The sequence below is a fragment of the Telmatospirillum siberiense genome (assembly GCF_002845745.1).
In the GTDB taxonomy this organism is placed as follows: Bacteria; Pseudomonadota; Alphaproteobacteria; order Rhodospirillales; family Magnetospirillaceae; genus Telmatospirillum; species Telmatospirillum siberiense.
In genome coordinates, this window is record NZ_PIUM01000004.1 from 1 (window position 1) to 20,447 (window position 20,447).

The 20,447-nt window shown below is 63.3% G+C and carries 13 protein-coding genes; 7 read left to right on the forward strand and 6 right to left on the reverse strand.

Annotation, left to right across the window (positions count from 1 at the left end; all coding sequences use genetic code 11):
- Positions 1-107 precede the first annotated feature (107 nt).
- Positions 108-1,061 (reverse strand): LysR family transcriptional regulator, encoded by a 954-nt coding sequence (locus tag CWS72_RS05060; protein ID WP_101249726.1) that lies wholly within the window; start codon positions 1,059-1,061, stop codon positions 108-110.
- 117 nt (positions 1,062-1,178) lie between these two features.
- Between CWS72_RS05060 and CWS72_RS05065 the strand changes: the two genes are divergently transcribed.
- On the forward strand, positions 1,179-2,060 hold the full coding sequence (locus CWS72_RS05065; protein ID WP_158240513.1) for an NAD(P)-dependent oxidoreductase: 882 nt from the start codon (positions 1,179-1,181) through the stop codon (positions 2,058-2,060).
- A gap of 595 nt (positions 2,061-2,655) precedes the next feature.
- On the opposite strand, the gene CWS72_RS05070 is transcribed toward CWS72_RS05065, so the two are convergent.
- From CWS72_RS05070 to CWS72_RS05085, 4 genes are all read right to left on the reverse strand, one after another.
- Positions 2,656-4,347 (reverse strand): methyl-accepting chemotaxis protein, encoded by a 1,692-nt coding sequence (locus tag CWS72_RS05070; protein ID WP_158240514.1) that lies wholly within the window; start codon positions 4,345-4,347, stop codon positions 2,656-2,658.
- A gap of 247 nt (positions 4,348-4,594) precedes the next feature.
- A complete protein-coding gene (locus CWS72_RS05075; RefSeq protein ID WP_158240515.1) occupies positions 4,595-6,286 on the reverse strand; it encodes a methyl-accepting chemotaxis protein in 1,692 nt (563 codons plus the stop codon).
- Positions 6,287-6,455: 169 nt separating this feature from the next.
- The gene (locus tag CWS72_RS05080) at positions 6,456-7,784 is read right to left on the reverse strand and encodes an ATP-binding protein (protein WP_101249502.1); all 1,329 of its coding nucleotides are present in this window, start codon (positions 7,782-7,784) and stop codon (positions 6,456-6,458) included.
- Positions 7,781-8,548, reverse strand: coding sequence for a response regulator transcription factor (locus tag CWS72_RS05085; RefSeq protein WP_199175545.1), 768 nt, complete (start codon positions 8,546-8,548; stop codon positions 7,781-7,783). Before CWS72_RS05085 ends, CWS72_RS05080 begins: the two co-directional genes overlap by 4 nt.
- 313 nt (positions 8,549-8,861) lie before the next feature.
- Between CWS72_RS05085 and CWS72_RS05090 the strand changes: the two genes are divergently transcribed.
- Genes CWS72_RS05090 through CWS72_RS05105 form a run of 4 tightly spaced genes read left to right on the forward strand, consistent with a single transcriptional unit; the run spans position 8,862 to position 17,731 of the window.
- The gene (locus CWS72_RS05090) at positions 8,862-10,007 is read left to right on the forward strand and encodes an MdtA/MuxA family multidrug efflux RND transporter periplasmic adaptor subunit (RefSeq protein ID WP_199175546.1); all 1,146 of its coding nucleotides are present in this window, start codon (positions 8,862-8,864) and stop codon (positions 10,005-10,007) included.
- A 4-nt stretch (positions 10,008-10,011) separates the two neighbouring features.
- The gene (locus CWS72_RS05095) at positions 10,012-13,098 is read left to right on the forward strand and encodes an efflux RND transporter permease subunit (protein WP_101249504.1); all 3,087 of its coding nucleotides are present in this window, start codon (positions 10,012-10,014) and stop codon (positions 13,096-13,098) included.
- A complete protein-coding gene (locus tag CWS72_RS05100; protein ID WP_101249505.1) occupies positions 13,095-16,343 on the forward strand; it encodes an efflux RND transporter permease subunit in 3,249 nt (1,082 codons plus the stop codon). The genes CWS72_RS05095 and CWS72_RS05100 overlap by 4 nt, the downstream gene beginning before the upstream one ends.
- Entirely contained in the window at positions 16,340-17,731 is a 1,392-nt protein-coding gene (locus CWS72_RS05105) for an efflux transporter outer membrane subunit (RefSeq protein ID WP_101249506.1), read from the forward strand. Before CWS72_RS05100 ends, CWS72_RS05105 begins: the two co-directional genes overlap by 4 nt.
- A gap of 644 nt (positions 17,732-18,375) precedes the next feature.
- Here CWS72_RS05105 and CWS72_RS05110 read toward each other — a convergent pair.
- On the reverse strand, positions 18,376-18,813 hold the full coding sequence (locus tag CWS72_RS05110; RefSeq protein ID WP_158240516.1) for a protein tyrosine phosphatase family protein: 438 nt from the start codon (positions 18,811-18,813) through the stop codon (positions 18,376-18,378).
- 587 nt (positions 18,814-19,400) lie between these two features.
- On the opposite strand from CWS72_RS05110, the gene CWS72_RS05115 reads away from it, so the two are divergent.
- The gene (locus CWS72_RS05115; protein ID WP_241911591.1) at positions 19,401-19,952 is read left to right on the forward strand and encodes an RrF2 family transcriptional regulator; all 552 of its coding nucleotides are present in this window, start codon (positions 19,401-19,403) and stop codon (positions 19,950-19,952) included.
- Positions 19,949-20,404, forward strand: coding sequence for a carboxymuconolactone decarboxylase family protein (locus CWS72_RS05120; RefSeq protein WP_101249508.1), 456 nt, complete (start codon positions 19,949-19,951; stop codon positions 20,402-20,404). The genes CWS72_RS05115 and CWS72_RS05120 overlap by 4 nt, the downstream gene beginning before the upstream one ends.
- The last annotated feature ends 43 nt before the right edge of the window (positions 20,405-20,447 follow it).

Here is a 20,447-nt window from a genome sequence, read left to right on the forward strand (position 1 = left end):
GATGCGACGACGGATCGCCGTCGCTCTGGCCAGACGACTGGCACGATGTCCCTGCTGTGCCAGGCCAATCAAGCCGACGAATCAACCAATTTTATGACGCAGTAAGACTAGCGGGCGGTATCCGCGCTTGACGTCTCGGCCGGCATTTCCCGATCCCAATAGGCCGGTTTGCCGAAGCGTTCCTCGATGAAGTCGAGAAAGGCGCGGACCTTGGGGGAGACGACTTTTTTCGGCGGATAGACGCCCCATATGGCGCGGTCGCCGGGGGCCAGTCGGGCTTGCCAGTCGGGCAGGGCCGCCGTGAGACGTCCGGCGGTCATGTCTTTTCCGGCGATCCAGGTGGGCAACAGCGCCAGCCCCAGGCCGGCCAGCGCCATTTCGAGCAGGGCTTCGCTGTCATTGGCCCGGAAGGGGCCGTCGACTGTTGTCGCCAGATCCTCGCCGGCCCGATGGAATTGCCAGCGGTCCGATGGTTTCAGCAGCGAAAAGCACAGGCAGGCATGGTCCTTCAATTCGTCGGGGTGGGTGAGTGGCGGATGGGCGGCCAGATAGGCGGGGCTCGCGCACAGCACGCGCCGGTGCGGCGCCAGTTTCTTGCCCACCAAAGTCGAGTTGCCCAGGGCGCCGATACGGATGGCCACGTCGGCGCCGGCCTCGATCAGATCGACCGTCTGATCGGTCAGGGTGGCGTCGACCCGGATGTCCGGATAGCGGGCCAGGAACTCGGGCAGCAGGGGCACCACATGGAGCCGCCCGAAGGCGCCGGGGATATTGATCTTGAGCAAGCCTTGCGGATGTTCGTTCAGTGAGGCGAAATGTTCACGCGCCTGTTCGACCTCGGCCAGGATGCGCTGGGCGCGTTCCAGGAAGTCCCGGCCGGCTTCGGTGGGATGGAGGCGCCGCGTCGAGCGGTTGAGCAGGGCGACGCCGAGATCCGCCTCAATCGCCGAGATCGCCCGCGATACCGAGGAAACCTTGACGGCGCGGTCACGCGCCGCCTTGGAAAAGCTGCCGAGTTCCACGGCCCTGACGAACAGCCGCATGGCACTGAGATAGTCCAAGGGAAAAATTTCCTTCCAGCGTGCCCCGATTTGCAAAAGACCATTATCGAGATGGGGCCTTCCGTGGACAAGGCGATCCTTATAACGTTGACCGGTTTATCATTCGCGGGAAGTGTCATGTCTGAAGCAAAAGCGAAAATCGGGTGGATCGGGTTGGGCCATATGGGTCTGCCGATGGTCCGCAATCTGTTGTCGGCCGGCTATCCGGTCAGTGTCTACAATCGCACTCCCGCCAAAGCCGACGCTCTCGGCTGTCCGGTGGCGGCGACGCCCGCGGCGTTGGCGGCGGCCTCCGACATCGTCATCACCATGGTCTCCGACGACGCCAGCCAGGAGGCCGTGCTTTTCGGCGCCGACGGAGTCGAACAGGGGCTGGCGGCCGGGCGGACGGTGATCAATATGGGCACCATCTCGCCGGATGCCAGTCGCGCCCATGCGAAGCGCTTCGCCGCCAAGGGCATCGATGTCCTCGACGCTCCCGTATCGGGATCGGTCAAGCCGGCCACCGATGGCACGCTGTTGATCCTGGTCGGTGGCGAGGCGGCCGTCTTCGAACGCTGCAAGCCGATTTTCGACCTGCTTGGCAAGCGCTCCTTTCATTTCGGCGGACATGGGCAGGGGGCCAATGCCAAGCTTGCCGTCAACATGATGCTGGGGCTCACCCTGCAGGCCTTGGGCGAGGCGGTGGTGCTGGGCACCAAGACGGGTCTGGATACCGCCATGCTGCTCGACATGATCGGCGATGCGGCGGTCGCGTCCCCGATCATCGCCATGAAGACGCCCTCCATCAAGGCGGGCAGCTTCCCGGCGGCCTTTCCCCTGAAGCATATGGCCAAGGATTTCCGGCTGGCCTCCGCCGCCGCGGCCAAGGCCGGCGCCGATCTGCCGATCACCCGGGCCGCCACCGAGACCTTCGGCGAGGCCGAGGACAGCGGTCTGGGCGACAGCGACATCATGGCGGTGCTTGCCCAATTGCGGAAGGCCAGCGGCCTGGTCTGACGGCGAATGCGCTTATCCGGTGCTTTTCTGGGCTGCCGGATAAGCGCATCTTAAATTTCGTAGTTTTATCAGTGCATTGTCTGCCACAAAACAGTGGCACCGGCCTCCGTGCCGGTGATCCGCCGACAGGCGGACCCTTTCCGGCTCCCGCCGGAACACCGGCAGGGACGCCCATATGCGCTAGCTGAAGCCCCAAATAAGCCCTAGCGGGAGGGGGGGGATCGGGCAAGATCCGAAGCGAAAACCAGAGGGAGAACACTGTCTCCCAACGCCTTTCCAGAGAAACACAGATGAACAAGATGAACACGGATGGGCACCGATAAAGAAAAAGCTCATCTGTGCTTATCTGTGTTCATCCCGTTCATCTGTGTTCCCGATAATGGCGCCACGGATCCGGCAAGATGCGGGATGCGGCCACCCCCTCTCTCCCGCTTGTCCGCGGGAGAGAGGCCTTAAGTTAGCGCCTATGGGCAGGGACGCCGGTGCCACTCGTAGGAGTGCTTCGTCTTTGGCTCGCGAACGGCAGATTTTTCTCCACCGAAAAAGATGTGTGAATGCCGTAGCCTTCCCCGGAAGAGGGATATCCGGTGGCCGTTCAGGCCGCCTTGACGTTTTCCAGGAAACTCTTCACCACGCCGTTCAACTTGCCGGCCTCGTTGGCCAGCAGATTGGACGACGACAGGACCTGGACGGCGGCGCTGCCGGTTTCCGCCGAGGCATCGGTGACGCCGACGATATTGGCTTCGACCTCCCGGGTGCCGGCGGCGGCCTGTTGGACATTACGGGCGATTTCGGCGGTGGCGGCGGTCTGTTCCTCGACGGCCGAGGCGATGGCGGTGGCGATCTGGTTGATCTCCTCAATGCGTCGGACGATGCCGCCGATGGCGGTGACCGCCTCCTGCGTGGCCGTCTGCACGCCGCCGATCTGGGAACTGATTTCCTCGGTGGCCCGGGCGGTCTGGTTGGCCAGGCTTTTCACTTCGTTGGCGACCACGGCGAAACCCTTGCCGGCGTCTCCGGCCCGCGCCGCCTCGATGGTGGCGTTCAAGGCCAGCAGATTGGTCTGGCTGGCGATATCGGTGATCAGGCTGACCACTTCGCCGATCCGGGACGAACTTTCAGCCAGGCCGCGCACGGTCCGGCTGGTCCGGTCGGCTTCGTCGGCGGCGTTGTGCGCCGTCAGGCTCGATTGTTCGACCTGGCGTCCGATTTCGCCGATCGACGAGGACAGTTGCTCGGCCGCCGCCGCGACCGTCTGAACGTTGTTGGAGGCCTCGGTGGTCGCCTCCGCCACCGTCGCCGCCTGCCGGCGGGTCTGTTCCGCGTTGGCCGACATGGCCTGGGCGGTGGAGCCGAGTTGCGTGGTGGTCTCGCTCAGGGTTGCCAGCACATGCACGACGGAACGGTCGAAATCGGCGGTCAGGGTTTCGATCTGCCGGGCGCGGGCGGTTCTCGCCTCCCTTTCCCTGGCCTGTTCGGCGTCCAGGCGTTCGGCCCTCATGCCGTTGTCCTTGAAGACCTGGACGGACTTGGCCATTTCACCGATTTCGTCCCGGCGCGACGATTCGTCGATCTCCACCGACCAGTCGCCGGTGGCCAGGTTGTCCATGGTGGACTTCAGATGTCCGAGCGCGAGCGTGATATTGCGCCCGATGGCCACGGACAATGCTCCCGCCACCGCCAGCAGAGCCAGGCAGCACAGGCCGAGGCGAAGCAGCGCCTGCTGGAAGGAGGCTTCGATGTCGTCGACATAGACGCCGGTACCGACGTAGATTCCCCAGGGCGCGAATAGCCTGACGAAGGCCAGCTTGGGCTGGGGTTGGGTTTCGCCCGGTCTGGGAAAGACGTAATCGACCACGCCCTGTCCCTGGCGCTTCACGAGATCGATCTGCACGACGGTGACTTTCTTGCCGTTCGCATCCGTCACCCCAAGATTGCTTCCGCCCTCCGAAGACGGATTGCCGCCGTTGACGACGCCGGTACCGGATAGATCGTTGGCGAACAAGTAGCCGCTGTCGCCGTCGTAACGGAAGCTGCGGACGGCGTGTCTCCAGACGTTGATGGCTTCGTCGCGACTGATCTTGCCGGCGGCGACGTCCTTTTCCTCGGTATCGGCGAGGCTGTAAGCGGCATCGACGATGCTGTGCAGCTTGGCGACGCGTTCATCCATGATCTTGTGATATTGGAGGGCCGCCGCGATCCAGCAGGCGATAACGAGGGACAGCGCGGTTACCCCGAGAAGCAGCCACAGTTTCGTCTTGATGCGGAAACGGTCCAGAAGCGGCATGTGACTCTCCTTGCCCTTGGCATTTCCAAAAACCGAAATGAAAAGCCCAGCATGGGGGGGAGTAGCCCGATATGCAAAATACCTAATAGGCATCGGCATGTGCCTCGGAGGATTGGATGGCGGCCGTTCCGTCCGGGCACGATCACCGGTGCGCGGGGACCGGAGGCGCCATCCGGTCAGGGAGCGTCTCGATTCCCTGACCGGACTTTCCCGGTTCTTCCCCGGAAGAGGGATATCCGGTGGCCGTTCAGGCCGCCTTGACGTTTTCCAGGAAACTCTTCACCACGCCGTTCAACTTGCCGGCCTCGTTGGCCAGCAGATTGGACGACGACAGGACTTGGACGGCGGCGCTGCCGGTTTCCGCCGAGGCATCGGTGACGCCGACGATATTGGCTTCGACCTCCCGGGTGCCGGCGGCGGCCTGTTGGACATTACGGGCGATTTCGGCGGTGGCGGCGGTCTGTTCCTCGACGGCCGAGGCGATGGCGGTGGCGATCTGGTTGATCTCCTCAATGCGTCGGACGATGCCGCCGATGGCGGTGACCGCCTCCTGCGTGGCCGTCTGCACGCCGCCGATCTGGGAACTGATTTCCTCGGTGGCCCGGGCGGTCTGGTTGGCCAGGCTTTTCACTTCGTTGGCGACCACGGCGAAACCCTTGCCGGCGTCTCCGGCCCGCGCCGCCTCGATGGTGGCGTTCAAGGCCAGCAGATTGGTCTGGCTGGCGATATCGGTGATCAGGCTGACCACTTCGCCGATCCGGGACGAACTTTCAGCCAGGCCGCGCACGGTCCGGCTGGTCCGGTCGGCTTCGTCGGCGGCGTTGTGCGCCGTCAGGCTCGATTGTTCGACCTGGCGTCCGATTTCGCCGATCGACGAGGACAGTTGCTCGGCCGCCGCCGCGACCGTCTGAACGTTGTTGGAGGCCTCGGTGGTCGCCTCCGCCACCGTCGCCGCCTGCCGGCGGGTCTGTTCCGCGTTGGCCGACATGGCCTGGGCGGTGGAGCCGAGTTGCGTGGTGGTCTCGCTCAGGGTTGCCAGCACATGCACGACGGAACGGTCGAAATCGGCGGTCAGGGTTTCGATCTGCCGGGCGCGGGCGGTTCTCGCCTCCCTTTCCCTGGCCTGTTCGGCGTCCAGGCGTTCGGCCCTCATGCCGTTGTCCTTGAAGACCTGGACGGACTTGGCCATTTCACCGATTTCGTCCCGGCGCGACAATTCGTCGATCTCCACCGACCAGTCGCCGGTGGCCAGGCTATCCATGGTGGACTTCAGATGCCCGAGCGCGAGCGTGATATTGCGCCCGATGGCCACGGACAATGCCCCCGCCACCGCCAGCAGCGCCAGGCAACACAGGCCGAGGCGAAGCAGCGCCTGGAAGAAAGCGTCATCGATGTCGTCGATATAGACACCGGTGGCGACATAAAGTCCCCAGGGCTCGAAAAGCTTGACGAAGGTGATTTTGGGTTTGGGTTGGGTTTCGCCCGGTTTGGGAAAGACGTAATCGATCACACCCTGTCCCTGGCGCTTGACCAGGGCGATCTGTTCTACGGTGATGCTTTTGCCGTTCGCGTCCTTCGAGCCCAGAACGTTGGCTCCTTCCGAGGAGGGGTTGCCGCCGTTGACCACTCCGATGCCGGACAGGGTGTTGGCGAACAGATAGCCGTTCCCTTCATCGTAACGCAGGTGGCGAACGGCGTCGCTCCAGATACTGATGGCTTCGTCGCGGCTGATCTTGCCGGCGGCGGCGTCTTTTTCCCCGGCTTCGGCAAGGCTGTAGGCGGCATCGACGATGTTGTGCAGCTTGGCGACGCGTTCATCCATGATCCGGTGATATTGGAGGGCTGCCGCGATCCAGCAGGCGAGGACGAGGGACAGCGCCGTCACACCGAGAAGCAGCCACAGTTTCGTTTTGATACTGAAACTGTCCAGAAACCGCATGAAATTTCTCCTTATGGTTTTGTATTTTTTCCCATTCAAGGAGGAAATACCTACCACAGGGGTGGGTGTGTCCCGCATACAAAATAACGCTTTGTCGTCCCGGGAGCGGGCGGAGGCGGTCGCCAAAACCGGCTCGGCGAAGTGGTCCCCGCTTTTGTTGCTTGCGGGGTCAGGGCTGCGGGGTTATCGGCAACAGGATGCGGACCAGCAGCCCGTGCGGTTCGGCGTCGAGCAGGAATAGCCGGGCGTCGTGCCGCCGCACCACGTCGCGAACGATGGAAAGGCCAAGGCCCAGCCCGCCGTCGGACGCCCTGGCGGAATCGAGCCGGGCGAACGGTTCGAGGACGGCGTCGCGCATTCCGGCGGGAATGCCCGGCCCGTCGTCTTGTATTTCGATCACGGCATGCCCGTCGTCGCGTCGGACGTCGGCCGAAACGTGGCGGCCGTAACGGCAGGCGTTTTCGACGAGGTTGTTCACCGCCCGTGTCAGGCCGGTCGGCTGGCAGGGGCAGATCAGGCCATAGGCGCCGACATAGGCGACGCTTTTTCCCGAATCGGCGAATTCGATGCAGATGCTCTCCACCAGGGCGCCCAGATCCACCTCCTCGAACGCCTCCTTGCTTTGCCGGTCGTTCAGGAACGACAGGGCGCCGTCGATCATCCGGTGCATCAGGTCGAGTTCGCGCAGCAGGACATGGCGCGGGGCCTGCTCGTCGTCCAGTTCGATCCGCAGTTTCAGGCGGGTGAGGGGGGTGCGCAAATCATGGCTGACCGCCATCAGCATCTGGGAGCGTTCGGTGACCAGTTGGGCGATGCGCCGTTGCATCCGATTGAAAGCCTGGGCCAGCCGGCGGAATTCCCGCAGCCCGGTTTCCGGGAGGGGGGCCACGGCGGCGTCCACACCGAATCGCTCGACGGTTCTCGCTATGCGCCGCAGGGGTTGGTTGACCCGCCACAGGGTCCATAAGGACAGAACGACCAGCAGAATCAGCAGAAAGCCCCCTCCGACGGCCAAAGGCAGGACGACGATGATGTTTTGGGCAAATCCCTCGTGGACGTTTATCCGCATGTTTACGGTTATCGCATCACTGGGGAATTCGACTTGAGTGATGAGCATTCCCGAAGGGGCTGCACAATTGCGGTGGACGAAAGGTTCCGGTCGGTCGGCCAGCAAAATGTCCAGAACCAGCCGCTGGCCGCGCGAATGGAGGGTTTCCGGTATCTCCGAACAGGGCGCCGGTGCGCCGACGAGGATCCGCATCTCCTCGTCCGACAGCGCGGTGCCGATCGTCGGCCGGGCGTCAGGGGGGGCGGCGTGCAACGCTTTCGCCGCCATGGCGACGCGAAGCGCGCCCGGCCATGGTCCCGGCGGCATCGGCGGAACCTCGGGTCTCAACAGATCCAGCACGACGGCGACAAAGACGAGGGTCGCCAACAGCGCTCCCACCAGGATGACCACGATCTGTCCTTGGACCGTATCGGGAAACCAGCGTTTCACGACGGCTTCTCCTCGCCGCCCGCAATGGTGGTGTCGAAGAGATAGCCGTCCCCGCGTATGGTGCGGATCAATTCGAGCTGGCGTCCGCCTTGTGCGAGTTTTCGCCGCAGGCGGCTGACCAGAAGGTCGATGGTGCGTTCGTCGATGGCGTCCTCGTCGCCGCGGGTCAGGACGATCAATTGACGCCGGCTGACCACCTGTCCCGCATGCCGGTAGAGCACCAGCAAGAGATCGGTTTCCGCGCCCGTCAGGGCCATTCTGACGCCCGTTTTCGTATAAAGGAGTCGGCGTTCCGGTTCGAAGCGCCAGCCGGAAAAATGCAAGCTATCGTGGATGACCTCGGGCGTTCCCGCTGTCTCGCTCTTTCTGGGCGCCCCCCGGCGCAGCACCGCTTTGATGCGCGCCGCCAGTTCGATCAGTTCGAACGGTTTGCCGATGTAATCATCCGCTCCCAGTTCCAGTCCGGCCACCCGGTCGGTCACTTCGGCCAGGGCCGTCACCATGATGACGCGGGCATCGCTCGTCGCGCGGATGCGCCGGCAGAGATCCAATCCCGTCTCGCCGGGCAGCATCAGGTCGAGAAGGACGAGGTCGAAGGGGTGCTTGGCCATCGCGACGTCCATCTCGCGGCCGTTGGCCACGCCCTCCGCCTGGTAGCCGGACTTCTTGAGGAAACGAGTGATCAGCGCATTGATATCGGGATCATCCTCAACGATCAGGATATGAATCGTCTGATCCGCCACGGAATTGCCTGAAGTCATCATTCCCATCCAGCTCGGCTCGATTGATTTTCAGTGGAAAAATACTGGGTTGTTGATCTCTCGTGAAGAGATATATCGCATATTTTTTCCAGTATATTTAAATAATAAGTGTTTTTGTCAAAATTGACATATTTGAAATGCCGGATTGAAGAAAATTGATTTTTAGTGTTTATATGTGGTCTGTGATTTTTTGTGTTGTGGCATTGTTTTGGAATATATGTTTTCTGAAATATGACCGTGACAAAGTTGAAACCGGCTGGTTACATTGATGAGCATGACTCCCGATTCGGTTCCGTCTTTCAATAAGAAGCGGCCGGTGCGACAGACGCGCCGCCGCCTGGTCATTTATGGCGCGGTTCTGATCGCGGCGGGTGTCGCGACGCTCCTCGTCACGACGCATCGCCCGGCGGCGCAAATGGGCGGGCCCGGCGCGATGAGGCCGGGCGGTGTCGAAAGCGTGGCGGTCGCCTCCGCCGAAACGCGCGACATTCCCATCATCCTCTCCGGTCTCGGAACCGTCACCCCGCTGGCGACGGTGACGGTGAAATCGCAGATCAGCGGTTATCTCACCAGACTGGCCTTCACCGAGGGGCAGATGGTCCGCAAGGGCGATCTGCTGGCCGAGATCGATCCCCGGCCCTACCAGGCGCTACTGGAGCAATATGAGGGGACCCAGGCCAAGGATCAGGCGTTGCTCGACAATGCGCGCCTCGACCTCAAGCGCTATCGGACGCTGGCCGAGCAGGATTCCGTCGCGGCGCAGACCGTCGATACCCAGGCCGCCACCGTGCGCCAGTATGAAGGGACGGTCCGCGCCGATCAGGGGCAGGTCAATACCGAAAAGCTGAACCTCATCTACTGCCGCATCACCTCGCCGATCGACGGCCGGGTGGGGCTGCGGCAGGTCGACATCGGCAATTACGTCACGGCATCCGACAGTTCGGGCGTCGTCGTGGTCACCGAAGTGGCGCCGATTTCGGTGCTCTTCGTGTTGCCCGAGGACAAGGTGCCGCAGGTCCGGGCCCGGCTGCGGGCCGGGGCCACCTTGCCGGTGATCGCCTATGACCGTTCCAATAGCACCAAGCTTGCCGAAGGTGTCTTGAGCACTCTCGACAACCAGCTTGATACCACCACCGGGACGCTGAAGTTGCGGGCGCTCTTTCCCAACAAGGACGACAGTCTGTTTCCGAACCAGTTCGTCAATGCCCGCCTGATGCTCGATACGGTCAAGGGGGCGCTCACCATTCCCCAGGCCGCCGTGCAGAACGGCGCCGACGGCCGATCCGTCTATGTGGTCGACGCAGAGAGCAAGGTGCATTTGCGAAAGATCGAAACCGGCGTTTCGGGATCCGGATTCGTCGCCGTCACCTCGGGCCTGGCGGCGGGCGACCGGGTGGTCACGGACGGGGTGGACCGCCTGCAGGACGGGGCTCAGGTCTCGATCACGGGCGATCGGTCCTGATGCGATGAATCCTTCGCGTATTTTCATCGAGCGGCCGGTCGCCACGACCCTGCTGATGATCGCCGTGATGCTGCTCGGCATGGTCGCCTACAGCTATCTGCCGTTGTCGGCCCTGCCGGCCGTGGATTATCCGACCATCCAGGTGCAGACCTTCTATCCGGGCGCCAGTCCCGACGTGATGGGTTCCGCCGTCACCGCCCCCCTGGAAAAGCAATTGGGGCAGATGGCCAATCTGCGCCAGATGTCGTCGCGCAGCGCCAGCGGCGTTTCGGTCATCACCTTGCAGTTCGATCTCGCGCTGGCCCTGGACGTCGCCGAACAGGAAGTGCAGGCGGCGATCAATGCGGCCAACAGCCTGCTGCCGTCCGATCTGCCGTCGCCGCCGGTCTATGCCAAGGTCAATCCCGCCGATACGGCCATCCTGACCCTGGCGCTGACATCCAATTCCATGCCGCTCACCGAGTTGCGGCGTATCGCGGAAACGCGCCTGGGGCAGAAGATCTCGCAGGTTCCCGGCGTCGGCCTGGTCAGCATCGCCGGCGGCAACCGGCCGGCCATTCGCGTCCGCTTCGATCCCCGCAAGCTCGCCGCCTATGGACTGGCCATCGACGACCTGCGGACCCAGATCGGCAATCTCAACGTCAATACCGCCAAGGGAACGCTGGACGGCCCGCACCGTTCCTGGACCATCGACAGCAACGACCAGATCCAGAGCGCCGACGAGTATCTTTCCTCGGTCATTGCCTACAAGAGCGGGCGCGCCGTGCTGCTTTCCGATGTCGCCGACGCCGTCGAGGGGCCCGAGGACACGCAACTCGGCGCCTGGATGGACAAGACGCCGGCGATTCTGCTCAATGTCCAGCGCCAGCCGGGCGCCAACGTCATCCAGGTGGTGGACGCCATCAAGGCGGTGTTGCCGAACCTGCAATCCTCCCTGCCGAAATCGGTGGTCATCACGCCTTTGACTGACCGCACCACCACCATCCGCGCCTCGGTCTCCGACGTGGAGATCGAGCTGTCGCTCGCCGTCGGCCTGGTCGTCGTCGTGCTGTTCCTGTTCCTGAGCGATCTCAGGGCGACGCTGATTCCCAGCCTGTCCGTGCCGCTTTCCCTGATCGGCGCGCTGGCCGTCATGTATCTCTGGGGCTTCAGCCTCGACAATCTGTCGCTGATGGCGCTGACCATCGCCGCCGGATTCGTCGTCGACGACGCCATCGTGGTGATCGAAAATATCGCCCGCTACGTGGAGAAGGGCGAGCCGCCGTTCCAGGCTGCGCTGAAAGGCGCCGGCGAAATCGTCTTCACCATCATCTCGCTGACCATTTCCCTGCTGGCGGTGCTGATTCCGCTGCTGTTCATGGCCGATGTGGTGGGCCGCCTGTTCCACGAGTTCGCCATCACCCTGGCGGCCACCATCGTGGTCTCCGCCATCGTCTCGCTGACCCTGGTGCCGATGATGAGCGCCCGGCTCCTGCGCTCGCCGGAGCAGCGGAAGGCCGGACCGCTGGCCCGCGCGATGGAAGGGACGATCTCGCGGAGCATTGCCGGCTACGGTCGCCTGCTGGACGTGGTCTTGGAACATCGGACGGCGACGCTGATGGTCGCCATCGGCACCTTCGCCCTGACGGTCCTTCTCGTGGTGACCGCGCCCACCGGCTTCTTTCCGACCCAGGACGTCGGCATTCTGCAAGGCGTCACCGTGGCGCCGGCGGGCGTCTCCCGCGCCGCGATGGCCGAACGTCAGCGAAAGGTGGCCGAGGTGCTGCTGGCCGACAAGGACGTCGTCAGCCTGTCCTCCTTCATCGGAGTGGATGGAACCAACGCCACGCTCAACAACGGCAGGCTGGTGGTCAATTTGAAGGGCAAGGGCGAGCGCGGCCCGCTTGGCTCGACCATCGCCCGTCTGCAGGCGGCGGCGGGCGCCGTTCCGGGAATCCATCTCACCTTGCAGCCGGTGCAGGATCTGACCATCGACACCAATGTCAGCGCCGCGCGCTATCAAATGATCGTGCAGACCACCGACCGGACGCTTCTCAATGTCTGGGTGCCCCGTCTGGTCGAGCGGCTGCGCGCCTTGCCCCAGCTCACCGACGTCGCCAGCGACGAGCAGGCCGATGGTCCGGCCCTTTATATCAGCATCGATCGCCAGACGGCCGGGCGCTACGGCATCACTCCGGCCAGCGTCGACAACGCCCTTTACGATTCCTTCGGTCAGCGCATCATTTCGACCATTTTCACCCAGTCGAACCAGTATCGGGTGATCATGGAGGCGGATAATTCGGTGGCGCGGGATGCCAGCGCCCTCGATTCCATCTATCTGCCGTCCTCCACCGCGACCACCGGCCAGGTGCCGTTGTCGTCCATCGTGCATGTCGAGGAAAGAAGAATGCCGCTGGTCTCCTCGCGGCTCAACCAGGCGCCGGCGGCCACCGTTTCGTTCAACCTGGCCTCGGGCGTGGCCTTGAGCGACGGCGTCCAGGCCGTCGAGCAGGCCAAGGCCCAGCTTCAGGCGCCGGAAAGCGTCCAGTTCATCTATCAGGGCACGGCCTCGGCCTATCGCTCCTCGCTGTCCAACGAACTGGCGCTGGTGCTGGCCGCGGTGGTCACCATGTACATCGTCCTGGGCGTTCTCTATGAAAGCTTCATCCATCCGTTGACGATCCTCTCGACGCTTCCCTCCGCCGCGGTCGGCGCCCTGCTGGCGCTGCGCCTGGCCGGAGCCAGCCTCGATATCGTCGCGGTCATCGGCATCGTGCTCCTGATCGGCATCGTCAAGAAGAACGCCATCATGATGATCGACTTCGCCCTGGCCGCCGAGCGGGGCGAGGGCCTGTCGCCGCTGGAGGCCATCCGCCATGCCTGCCTGCTGCGGTTCCGGCCCATCATGATGACGACCCTGGCCGCCCTGTTCGCTGCCTTGCCGCTGATGCTGGGCAGTGGCGTCGGCTCCGAGTTGCGCCGTCCGCTGGGCCTGGCCATCGTCGGCGGGTTGCTGGTCAGCCAGTTGCTGACGCTGTTCACCACGCCGGTGATCTATCTGGCCTTCGATTCCCTGGGCCGGCGCCTGCGCGGACGGGACGGATCGGCATGAGCATTACCGAACTGTTCATCCGCCGGCCGGTGGCGACCACGCTGCTGACCATCGGAATCGTCCTGGCCGGCGGCTTCGCCTTCTCCCATCTGCGGGTCGCCCCGCTGCCGCGTGTCGATTATCCGGTCATGCGGGTCCAGGCGCAGATGGCCGGCGGTAGTCCGGAGACGATGGCGGCGACCGTCGCGGCTCCGCTCGAACGCCATCTCGGCCAGATCGCCGGCCTGGTCACGATGACCTCGCAGAGCAGTTCGGCCAATACGCAGATCATTTTGCAGTTCGACACGGACCGCGATATCGACGGAGCCGCCCGCGACGTGCAGGCGGCGCTGAACGCCGCCCATGCCGATTTGCCGACAAGCCTCAAAAGCAATCCGACCTACGACAAGTTCAATCCGGCCGACGCGCCGATCCTGATCGTCGGACTGACCTCGAAGCGCTATACGCCGGGCCAGCTTTACGACATCGCCAACAGCATGATCTCCCAGCGCCTGGCCCAGCTCAAGGGGGTGGGCAATGTGCAGATCGGCGGCAGTTCGCTGCCGGCGGTCCGCGTCGATCTCAATGCCGACGCGCTCTTCAAATACGGCATCGCGCTGGAGGATGTGCGGGCCGCCCTGTCGGGGGCCAATGCCAACAGTCCGAAGGGGATCATCGAGGAGGGGGACAAGCGCTGGCAGCTCTACGCCAACGACCAGGTGCTCAAGTCCGACGATTACAGCGGTCTCGTCGTCGCCTATCGCAATGGCCGGGCGATCCAGTTGAGCGACGTGGCCACCTTGAGCGATTCGGTGGAAACCATCCGGGCTCAGGGTCTGGCCAACGGCGAGCCGGCGGTGGTGATGATCATCTTCAAACAGCCCAACGCCAACATCGTCGAAACGGTGGATGCCGCCAAGGCGCTGTTGCCGCAGTTGCAGGCCGGTTTGCCCGACGGCGTCAAAATGATCGTCGCCGCGGACCGCAGCGTCACCATCCGCGCCTCGCTCGCCGATACCGAGCGAACGCTGGTTCTGTCGGTCCTGCTGGTCATCCTGGTGGTCTTCGTCTTTTTGCGCAACGCCCGGGCTACCCTGGTTCCCAGCATCGCCCTGCCGGTCTCGCTGATCGGCACTTTCGCCGCGATGTATCTGCTGGACTACAGCCTGGATAATCTGTCGCTGATGGCGCTCACCGTCGCCACCGGTTTCGTCGTCGACGACGCCATCGTCGTACTGGAGAACGTGACGAGGCTGATCGAGGCCGGCAAGCCCCGCCTTCAGGCGGCCATCGAAGGGGCCCGGCAGGTTTCCTTCACCGTCATTTCCATGAGCGTGTCGCTGATCGCGGTCTTTCTGCCCATCATGCTGATGACCGGGCTGGTGGGGAAAATCTTCCGCGAATTCGCCGCCGTCATGTCGCTGGCCATCCTGATCTCCTTGGTGGTTTCGCTGACCACGACGGCCACCCTGTCGGCTTACGTCCTGCCGCCCGCGGCCGGCAAGCAACCCGGCCGTCTCTCGCGCCGGGTGGAAAGCGCCTTCATCGCGGTGCAGGATCTTTATGTCAGGTCGCTGGCGCATGCCATGCACCATAAACTGCTGGTGACTTTGTCCCTGCTGGTCACCATCGGGCTCAATGTCGTGCTGTTCGTCATCGTGCCGAAGGGATTGTTTCCCCAACAGGACGCCGGACTGCTGATGGGCGGCATCCAGGCCGATCAGGCCATCTCCTTTCAGGCGATGCGCGACAAGTTGAAGACGGCGGCGGCCATCGTTCAGGCCGATCCGGCCGTCGAAGCGACGATCGGCTTCACCGGCGGGCGCAGCACCAATTCCGCCAATGTGTTCGTCAGCCTGAAGCCCCGGTCCGAGCGGGATGGCGTCCAGCAGGTGATGGACCGGTTGCGCCCCCAGCTTTCCGCCATCGCGGGCGCTCGTCTGACGATGTTTCCCATGCAGGATCTGTTCATCGGCGGGCGCCAGAGCTTCTCCCAGTTCCAATATACCCTGCAATCGGACAGCACGGCGCTTCTCTACACCTGGACGCCCAAGCTTCTGGCCGAACTGAAGAACGATCCGATCTTCACCGATCTGCAAACGGACCAGCAGATAGGGGGCGTGCAGAGCAGGGTGGTGATCGACCGGCCGACCGCGGCGCGTTTCAACCTGACCCCCGAGATCGTCGACGCGACCCTTTACGACGCCTTCGGGGAGCGGCAGGTCTCGACGATCTACAAGGAGATCAATCAGTATCACGTGGTGATGGGGCTGGCCCCGCAGGACCTGGAAGATCCCTCGAGTCTGTCGAAAATCTATGTAAGCACGTCGGGGCTGTCGGCCAGCGGCTCGTCCTCGACCAATTTCGCCGGCGGGACCGCCACCAGCGGTTCATCGAGCAGCGGCACTTCGTCTTCCAGTGCCAAGAATCAATCGACCAATTCGATCGCCACCAGCAGTTCCAGCGCTTCCAGCGGCAGCGCTATTTCGACCTCGTCCGAGACGATGATCCCGTTGGGAGCCTTCGCCCGCTTCGAGGAAGGAGCGACCCCCGTCCAGGTCAACCATCAGGATGGTTTCGCCGCCAGCACCATTTCCTTCAATCTGGCCACCGGCCATACCCTGGACGAGGCGGTCACCGCCATAGCCCGGGCCGAGCAGACGATCCATCTGCCGACCTCCGTGCATGGCGCTTTCGCGGGGACGGCGTCGTCGTTTCAGCAAGCCCTGCGCGCCGAAGTGATCCTGATCATCGTCGCACTGTTTACCGTCTATGCCGTCCTCGGTATTCTCTACGAAAGCTGGATCCATCCGCTGACCATCCTTTCGACGCTGCCGTCGGCCGGCGTCGGCGCCGTGCTGGCCCTCCTGATCTCGGGTACGGAATTTTCGATCATCGCCTTGATCGGGGTGATTCTTCTGATCGGCATCGTCAAAAAGAACGCCATCATGATGATCGACTTCGCCCTGACGGCCACCCGCACCGAGGTCATGTCCGCCGAGGAGGCCATCTTGAAGGCCTGCCGCCTGCGCTTCCGCCCCATCATGATGACGACGTTTTCCGCCGTTCTCGGCGCCGTTCCGCTGTTGCTCGACAGCGGTGAGGGGTCCGAGCTGCGCCGGCCCCTCGGCATCGCCATCATCGGCGGGTTGCTCGTCAGCCAAGTATTGACTCTTTACACGACCCCGGTCGTCTATGTCCTGCTTGATCGTTTTCATCTGCGCGGCCGGTCGCCCCTGCCGCAAGCTCTTCCAAAGGCGGAATGATGATTCGCATTTCTCCCTACCTGCTGCCCCTGCTTCTGGCCGGTTGCGTGGTCGGTCCCGACTATGTTCCCCCGTCCGCTCCGACACCGGCCGTCTATAAGGAACTGCAGGGCTGGACGCCGGCCCGCCCGTCCGACGATATCGATCGCGGCGCCTGGTGGAGCGTTTATCAGGATCCGCTGCTCGACGAGCTTGAGCGCCAGATCGATATCGGGAACCAGAATCTCCGGGCCTATGAGGCGGCTTATCGCAGCGCCCGCGCGGTGGTTGACGAGGCCCGCGCCAACTATTTCCCGACCGTTTCGGCGAGCGGGTCGGGCCAGCGCCAGCGGACCAGCAGCCTCATCGCGTCGTCCAAGTCGGTGCAGGCGAGCGCGAGCTGGGATTTGGATCTGTGGGGCAAGGTGCGCCGCCAGGTGGAAAGCGACCAGTCGGCCGCCGAGGCCAGCGCCGCCGAACTGGCCTCCATCCGCCTGTCGGCCCAGGGCGAGCTGGCGACCTATTATTTCGAGCTTCGCTACCAGGACTCGCTGGCCCGGCTGCTGACCGAGACCGTCGACGCCTATCAGCGGTCGCTTTCCATCACGCGAAACCAGTACACGGCCGGCGTGGCGTCGCGTTCCGACGTCATCACCGCCGAGACGCAGTTGAAGTCGACGCAAGCCAGTCTGATCGTCACCGGCGTGCTGCGCGCGCAATACGAACACGCCATCGCCATCCTGATCGGCAAGCCGCCGGCCGAGCTGACCATTTCGGCGGGATCGCTGACCGCCGCAGTGCCGGATGTTCCGGTTCAGCTGCCGGCCACCCTGCTGCAGCGCCGTCCCGACATCGCCCAGGCCGAGCGGACCATGCAGCAGGAAAATGCGCTGATCGGCGTCAAGACCGCCGCCTATTATCCGGACATCAGCCTGTCGGCGGATTTCGGCTATTCCAGCGCCACCACCGCCTTGTTCAAGACGTCGAAACAGATCTGGTCGCTGGCCGCCAGCGGGTCCGAAACGCTGTTCGACGCGGGCGCGCGCGGCGCCGCGGTGGAACAGGCGGAAGCCACCTACGATCAGGCCGTGGCCAATTACCGCCAGACCGTTCTGACGGCCTTCCAGGATGTCGAGGATGGGCTGTCGGGCCTGCGCGTCCTGTCCGACCAGGCGAAGATGCAGGCCGAGGCGGTGGCCGCCGCGCGCGAGGCGCAGCGGATCGCCCTTAACGAATACAAGGCCGGCACCGCCAACTATACGACGGTGGTGACCGCCCAGGCGACCGCGCTGACCAACGAGCAGACGGCCCTGCAGATCCAGCAGAACCTGATGACCACCAGCGTCTCCCTGATCAAGGCCCTGGGGGGCGGCTGGTCGGTGGACTCGCTGCGGGAGGCGGCGCGCTGAGGCGCGAATATTATTGTATTATCAGCGTATTAAGTGTCATTGCAGTAAGAGGGGTAAAAGGGCGGGCTTCATAGTCTTCTCCCTCGCCCCTTGTGGGATCGATGCCGTCCGGACGTCCGCTGGACGTCCGGCGCGAACGCGCCAGTGGCGCGTTCGTCGGCAATCGATGGCGGGGCCCGCTCTCGCGGGAGGGTGAGGGGGGAAGTCGCACGACGCCTGAGAGTTTTCTTCCGCCTGTCGGCGGAATGCCCCTCATCCCAACCCTTCTCCCGCGAGGGGAGAAGGGCTTTTTCCCGACCTTTTGCCCCAATTACTCATTGCGAGGAGTAAGGCGACGCGGTAATCCAGGACTGCCCTGGACTGCTTCGCTTTGCTCGCAGTGACGGCATTATCTCCGCGACAAAGTCGCAAGCTACCGCAGGATATTCAGAAAACGGCGCTGCGAAAATTGCGGATGTTCAATAACGCAAGAGTGCTGAACGATCTCAAGGTGCCCCCGAACAATCACCTTGAGGGGTGAAGGATGATCTCGCCGGACATCACGGCATCCGGCGACAGGATGGGTGGCGTCCGGCCTTGCCTGACCGGTCAGCGGGTATCCGCATCGCCGCGTTTCCGGTGGCGATGTCCGCGTTTTCCTTCGATTACGGTTTGTCCCTGCCTGTTTCGCGGTCGATGAAGGCGATCTGGTTCGGATTGGTGATCGGGAAGCCGGCCTCGGCCGCGGTGGCCAGTGCCGCGTCCCTGTCCTTGACACCCAATGCCACGAGCGCCACCGCCGTGGCCCGGGGACCACCGGCGCAATGAAGGAAGACCGGACCTTTGGCTTCGTCCAATAGCTTCTTGAGCGCCGCCGCCTGCTCCGGCTGGAGGTCGTTTGGATCGACCGGGATATGGTGGTAGTCCATCCCGGCGGCCTGCGCCACTTGCCCCTCTTCAGCGGGGGAAAGCGGTTGGTCGGCCTCGCCATCGCGGCGCATGTTGATCACCGTGGTGAAGCCTTCGGCCTTGAGTCCCGTGACCTCGTCGGCGGTCGGTTGTCCAGCCACCTCGATTTTGTCAGTCAACTTGCCGCGTCTCATGGCCATTCTCCTTGGTTATGCCCCGCTTCGAGGTAGCACGAAATGACCTCCGCCGCCAGGAAGGCTAGCTAGGGCATGTGGAGATTCAGCAATTGGCCGGATGGAGTTCGTCCTCTTGATCGTTCCTGTGCGCTCCGGCTTTTGATGAACCACCAAGGCACCAAGGCACCAAGGTGGCGGAGTATACCACTGGCATTTTCCCGTCCTGTCATCGACTGTCGGCCGAATGCCTGCGGCGCAGATTAGCCGCCGCCGACTGATCCGAAAGACGCCTTGGTGTCTTGGTGCCTTGGTGGTTCAAAATATCCGGGGTTTCCTTTCATGCAATCGGGGAACCAGAGGCAACGGGAGCCCCCCTCAAGGGGGTATGGCCGTCTGAATGTCCACGCGCCCTAGTTGTGACTCGAGGTTTCTTTATTCCGGTCGGCCGACCGGTCGGGAAGCTGCCGGCTGGTCCGGAAATTGATCCCGATCCCGTTTCCCAACCCGGTCATAGCGCCCCCGGCCTGACAAGGCGGGCGAATTTCCTTGCCTCGCCGACATCGGCGGCATAGTCTGTCGAAACTACGACACTACTAGTCGGAGTTATGATGTCATTCATTAGTACCGGCGTCGAATATGGGTTGCACTGCCTCCTTTATTTGACGGCCCCGACACCTAACGCTCCGGCTCCGGGCGTTCGTGATCTTGCCGACCTGCAAGGCGTTCCCGCCGAGTATCTGGCCAAGGTCTTCACCAAACTGTCCAAGGCCGGCCTGGTGGTGGCCACCGAGGGGGCGAGGGGGGGCTTCGCTCTGGCGCGGCCGGCGGATGAAATCAGCTTCCTGGATGTCGTTCGTGCGATCGACGGAGACAAGGCGCTCTTCGAGTGCCGGGAAATTCGCGATCGTTGCGCCGTCTTCAATTCCGAGGCGCCGGCTTGGGCGACCAGGGGAGTTTGCTCGATCCACGCCATCATGCTGGCCGCCGAAAAGCGGATGAGGGACGAACTGGCCAGTCACTCATTGCAGGAACTTGCCATGCAGGTTGCCGCCAAGGTGCCGTCCAGCTTCAGCCTCCAAATCGCCAACTGGCTGGAGGAGAGAACCTTAAACCGTCGTGGCGATCACGATGCTCACCATTTGGAGAACCAATCATGACTCAACGGCTTGACCTGACGAAAATTTCTCCCGACGGCTACAAGGCGATGCTGGGAGTGCATTCATATGTGCAGAACAGCGGCCTGTCACTCGGGCTGCTGGAACTGGTGAAGATACGTGCGTCACAGATCAACGGCTGCGCCTTTTGTATCGCCATGCATGTTCCCTTGGCCCGCAAGCATGGGGTCAGCGACGATCAATTGCATCTTCTCGCCGCTTGGCGCGAAGCGCCGATCTATAGCCCGAAGGAACGCGCCGCCCTGGCCTGGTCGGAAGCCCTGACCCACCTTACCGGAGGCGACGTTCCCGACGCGGTATATGCCGAGATTCGCCAGCATTTCTCGGAGAAGGAAGTGGCCGATCTGTCTTTTGCGATCGCTGAAATCAACGCCTGGAATCGCCTGATGATTTGCACCCGGACCCCGCCCCAGTTTGGAAGCCCGGCGGCCTGAATCCTCTATGCCGGGAGGGAAATAGCTGCCGTCATCTGCGCTC